The organism is Streptomyces sp. NPDC052101, assembly GCF_040680235.1.
Lineage (GTDB): Bacteria > Actinomycetota > Actinomycetes > Streptomycetales > Streptomycetaceae > Streptomyces.
In genome coordinates this window covers 1-1,236 of the sequence record NZ_JBFAWH010000143.1, presented here as the reverse complement: position 1 = coordinate 1,236, position 1,236 = coordinate 1, and the positions used below count along the sequence as shown (strand labels likewise).

At 67.2% G+C, this 1,236-nt stretch carries 2 protein-coding genes; both read right to left on the bottom strand.

The window, feature by feature from the left end; genetic code table 11:
• Positions 1-28: 28 nt before the first annotated feature.
• Complete coding sequence (locus tag AB0L75_RS44345; protein ID WP_365191960.1) at positions 29-583, bottom strand: transposase; 555 nt, start codon at positions 581-583, stop codon at positions 29-31.
• Positions 553-1,155 (bottom strand): helix-turn-helix domain-containing protein, encoded by a 603-nt coding sequence (locus AB0L75_RS44340; protein WP_365191959.1) that lies wholly within the window; start codon positions 1,153-1,155, stop codon positions 553-555. Before AB0L75_RS44340 ends, AB0L75_RS44345 begins: the two co-directional genes overlap by 31 nt.
• Between the last annotated feature and the right edge of the window lie 81 nt (positions 1,156-1,236).

Sequence of the window (1,236 nt, the reverse complement as noted above, 5' to 3'; positions counted from 1 at the left end):
TAACGAACTACCGGTAGTGCTGGATTCCTCAAAGGAAGTACACATAGCGGCGGCGTAAGTGTCTGGTGGGTGGTGCGGGTCTGCCCCAGATCCAGGGTCGGGCGCGGGAGTTGAGCTGGTCGGTGGCGACGTGGGTGGCGTGGGTGATGTGGCCTGGGTCGCCGAAGGAGCGTCCGGCCAGGGCGGTCTTGCGGAAGATGCGCCACCAGCCTTCTTGGAGGTTGAGCCAGCAGGCGCCGACCGGGATGAAGACGTGCTTGATGCGTGGGTGGTCCTCGAGCCATGTGCGGGTGGACACGCTGTTGTGCGAGGACAGGTTGTCCGTGATCACGTAGATGTCCCCGGCTGGGTTGGCTTCCTCGACCAGCTGGAGAAACCTCTGGTAGAAGGCGCTGTTGCGGGAAGTGGCGGTCATCGTGATCGCGTGACCGTCACGGACGCGTAAGGCGCCGTAGACCCAGGTCTTCTCCGGCCCGCGGGAGTAGTCGATCTCGTTCTTGATGCGGTGCCCGTCCGGCGACCAGCCCGATGCCGGTGGGAAAGCGCGGGGGATCACCGGGCCGAGTTCGTCGGCGCAGACCACCGTCGCGCCGGCGGGCGGGCTGGTGTACAGCTCGACGATCCGCGTCCTTTTCCCTCGAAGTCCGGATCCTTCGAGCGCGTCCAGGATCGCGTGCGTCGCCAGCGGACCCCTTCCGCGAGCAGAATCCGGCGCACCTGGGAGCGGCTGACCTCGATGCCCAGGTCCCGGGCCGCGGCGACCAGCGTGTCCAAGGTCCACTCCGAGGGCCCTGACTCGTCCGCGGCCCCCATCTCGTTCGACGGCTGTACCTCGAGTCGGCCGGGCGGGGTCTGTTTGACCAGGCCGACGATCCTCGAGCGTTCGGCTTCGGTGATCCTTCGCTTGCGGCCCTGCCCGCCCAGATCCTCCAGCCCCTCCAGCCCCAAGCGGTTGAAGCGGTGCAGCCAGCGGCGCACCGTTTTCTGGCTACACCTCAGCTCGTCGGCGATCTGCGGGACCAGCCACCCGTCCCAGCTCAGCTCCATCATCCGGCACCGCTCCACCACATCCTTCGGCGCCTTTCTGGCCGACGCCAGGCGGTGGACCACCGCTTGCTCGCCCTCGTCACGGTCCGGCCGTGCCCTCAGCACCATGACCCAGCACCCGCCCCCGAGTACCCGCAACCGCCCCGCTACCAGCAGCTATACCCACCGAAAGCGGAATCCAGCAGTAGT